This window comes from Motilimonas pumila (genome assembly GCF_003596335.1).
Taxonomy (GTDB): domain Bacteria; phylum Pseudomonadota; class Gammaproteobacteria; order Enterobacterales; family CBDFNC01; genus Motilimonas; species Motilimonas pumila.
Genome location: NZ_QZCH01000067.1, coordinates 1 through 3553, shown reverse-complemented (window position 1 = coordinate 3553; position 3553 = coordinate 1). Strand labels below are relative to the sequence as shown.

General features: G+C 45.0%; 3 protein-coding genes. 2 read left to right on the top strand and 1 reads right to left on the bottom strand.

Translation table 11 applies throughout. From position 1 onward, the window contains the following. Both D1Z90_RS21390 and D1Z90_RS20200 read left to right on the top strand, forming a co-directional pair. The coding region (locus D1Z90_RS21390) for an RHS repeat-associated core domain-containing protein (protein WP_158587207.1) at nucleotides 1-2160 on the top strand (2160 nt) is incomplete at its 5' end. Beyond that, nucleotides 2157-3218 (top strand): hypothetical protein, encoded by a 1062-nt coding sequence (locus D1Z90_RS20200; protein WP_119912581.1) that lies wholly within the window; start codon nucleotides 2157-2159, stop codon nucleotides 3216-3218. The genes D1Z90_RS21390 and D1Z90_RS20200, both read left to right, overlap by 4 nt. A 106-nt stretch (nucleotides 3219-3324) precedes the next feature. On the opposite strand, the gene D1Z90_RS21385 is transcribed toward D1Z90_RS20200, so the two are convergent. Next, nucleotides 3325-3553: hypothetical protein (locus D1Z90_RS21385; RefSeq protein ID WP_158587206.1), on the bottom strand; the 229-nt coding region annotated here is incomplete at its 5' end.

Genomic DNA, 3553 nt, shown 5'->3' with positions numbered 1-3553 from the left:
GGGCTGCGCGGTGGTATCAATACGTTTGCGTATGTGGGCAGCAATGCGCTGTCGTTTATTGACCCGTTTGGCTTGGCAGCAGCGGACACCAATGTAAGCGACCTGCACTACAACAGTCGATATATTCGACCTGATTGTGCAGCAGTCTCAGCTGAAGAGTTTAATCATGCTCTTATAGGCTTAGATAAACTGGTACAAAGGTCCGGTACCGTTGCCTATCACCAAACCTTAGAAGAGCTGGTCAACCATTATCGCTACGCAGATCGAGTTAGCACAGATGTGCTGGTGCAAACTTTTCAGCCAGATGCAAACAGCTTAAGGCTCAATCCTAATAGGGTACAACTGACTCAGCAAGAAATTATCGGCATAGGTAAGCTCCTTGAAGGCTTTTATGATGTAGAAAGTATTCAAGGGCCAGACGACATTGCCAATGAGTTAGGGTTGTTACTGCCAAGCTTTACCACGGCGAATCAAGTTGAAGATGATGTTAGGAAAGCCCTTGGTAGTCTCGTCACCAAGGCTGATACCGACGCCATTTTCGAGGCGATTGCAAAGCAGCAAGTCAACCCCTTTATTGTTGACGAAGAGAAGCTGTTCACCGTCGATATTCAGCCACTTTACAATGAAGTGATTGCTCGTTTTCAAACCTTAGTCTATAGCGACCCGCGGGTGATGCGGGCAGAGTTTGACATTGATAACGCCAAAGCAAAATACCAATCAAAGCTTAACAGCTTAGGGCCGGGATATTGTGATGATTTTTCCGTAAATGATTATGGGGCCTCCGAGAGATACCCAGGTTGCGGCACCTTGTTTGGCCTTAAGCAAAACTTAGAGCGTCAATACCGGCAATATGCCGACACGATTTCGGTGGTGTCAAATGAATTGATTGCCAACGGCGCAATGCCGGCCTTTGATATTGTGGCTGAGCACCGTGAAGCCATGGAAGAGTTGTTTGTAAACACTGTGTTTATGACCATGTCACTGATGTTCCCGGTGTTTGACGTTATCGATATCGGGGTGCTGGCTGTTTCAGGGTTGAGCAAAATCGACCGTGTGGGCAAGGTGTTGCAGCAAGTTAATAAAATGAGCAGCAATGTTGGTAGTGCAGCCAATAACCTTGCTAAAACCACTGTAGATAGGGTTGTCAAGGTCCGTTATAAAGAGCGTTACGGCGGTTATAGTGAAATTTATCAATCGCCAACCATAATGCGCAAGCTGGACAATATGCCATGTAGTGTTAAGCGCTCATCTTCTGCTAAGGCTATGGCTGCTCCCGTTGCTAGAAGCGGGTGCCCAATGGGAGAGCAGTTGCGAAAGGACTTCAACGCTGACCTTGTTGCAAACCCTAATTTGAGAAAGGTATTTGATGAAAATCCCGACCTGATTGATACATGGCGCTATCTTCATAGCCTTGATCGTAAATTTGCGCGTGCCGATGAAGCTTTTCTAAATGCCGTAAACACTGCTTTAAAAGACACTCAGTTTATCAGTCGTTTGCCTAGCCCTAACTTTTTGGATGACATCATTAGGAATATGCCTAACCCAATCAAGTCGAGCCCTACGTCATACATGACGTCTCGCGCTGAACATATGGCGAATATTCAGAGGGTGACAAACGAGATGCACCAGGTAAATGGCTTTGATAGAATGATCACAGAGTTAGTGAATGGCGCTCACAATACCAAAGACGGTGCCAGTCATGCCTTTGCGCACTTGGCTCACGAGTTTAAAAAAGGATCGCTCACCGGGGCGGATATCAGATCTGTCGATCTCAGGTTTATTGATGAAGGTTTAAACTGTACCACGCAGTGCCGCTTTGATGTTTACCTGACAGAAGGAAGGTTTATTGAATATAAAAGCTACGTTAAAGACAGTTTAAACAGAATAAGCGATAACCAGTTAATATCCTATTTTGGCGCAGCTGATAATATAGAAAAGCTCCGCTACGTATTTAATGGCCGTAAAGTGAGCCTAGCAGAGGCTCAAAATGGCATGCAAGGGGCGCTGTCTCGTAACGCAGAGCAAATATTTAATAATATGAAGGCAGAAATGAAAGCTAGCTTAGAGTTGGTTGGTACACAAGACAATTTAGCGGCGTTCAGGGCGAAAATCCAAGCCAAAGATGCGGAATTATTTAAGATGGTAGAGGTGTTTCAGTGAGAGTAAAAGAAATAGATACAATTCACGGGGTCAGCTGTTATGTGGATACGGGCAATGAGCTGTGTTTTGCTTATTTAGATGAGTCTACCTTATACATAGGTGATAGTAGTGTCACGCTAGAGCAAGAAATTGACAAAAGCACCTTGAGTTTTGTAGACGGCTTGTTGTGTTGGCGAGCTAACTCTGGGTCAGCTTCACTCTTGTATTCGTTATCTGAACAAAAAGTACTGCGACAAGACGAGGTAAGTGGTACTCATGTAGGCTATTACGACATGCAAACTCTGATAGGTAGTAGTGTACTAATGTGGGAAGTTAAAGAAGGACAGTCTAAGCGTTACCTTTATGATGTCACCAATCAAGGGCGTAAAACCTTGCCTTTTGACTCAAGGTATCACGGCTTTAATGGTCAGCAACATCTTTTGTTAGCTTATGGCGATTTTGAGCTTGAAGCTGAAGTGCGAAATGATGTACGCGCCTATAATTCAGAGGGCGAAGCGCTTTGGGTTTACCCCTTGCGAGGGTGTACCTCAAATGGTTTCCAGAATGATGTTCCTTTAAGGCTAAAAGCCGTGTTGGGCATCTATGACGGTAAACTATGGCTTAAGCTCAACTCCTATGACATTGTGGCCCTGGACTTAGCGACGGGCGAAGAGCTGACCCGCCTTCAATTTGAAAGGAGGGTGACAGAGTTCCTGCAATTGGATGCGCAACAAGGCTGTTTGTTTGGCACGTCTTACCAACAATACTTTCACGTTGATTTAACCGCACCCGAGTTGCAGGTGCAAAAAGGGGACATTCGCGGTTTGGCCGAGGCGGGAATTGATTATGTATTTACGGAGTCTTATTTCTGTTTCAACGACGCATTCTTATTTGTTGCCGAGCCTGATGATGGTGCCGTCATCGTGATAGACCGCCAGAAATGTGAGGTGGTACATGTGAGTAGGCCAGAAATAATCAGCAACCGTTTTCAAAAAGTAAATGAAATAAGTTGCTTGGGTGATAAGTTATATCTACTTGATAGCGGCGACACCTTGCATATTTATCAGTGGCAAGCCTAAGGGAAAGCGCCGCTTTGGCGCTTTTTCTCATGCTAACTGGGCGGGGTGAGAGTTGGAGTCAGGGCCATTCCTTGTGCCCTTTGGCCTGATTCATCGCTGTTACGTATTAATCTCCGTAAAAAGTCAGCTCAATCTTGGCTTGTTGTTTCTTTGCTTGTTCTAACAGACAAAAAATCTCGGTTAAATTTCTTAACAGCATGACTAAACGGTTGATTTTAGGTTGGTCTAGCGGGGTTTCTTCTAACGCTTGGGTATATAGTTTGGTGGCTAAAAATTCGACTTGGCCAAAGTGACGCAGGTACGCCTCTGGCTTAAACGTTTTAGCCTGATATTGC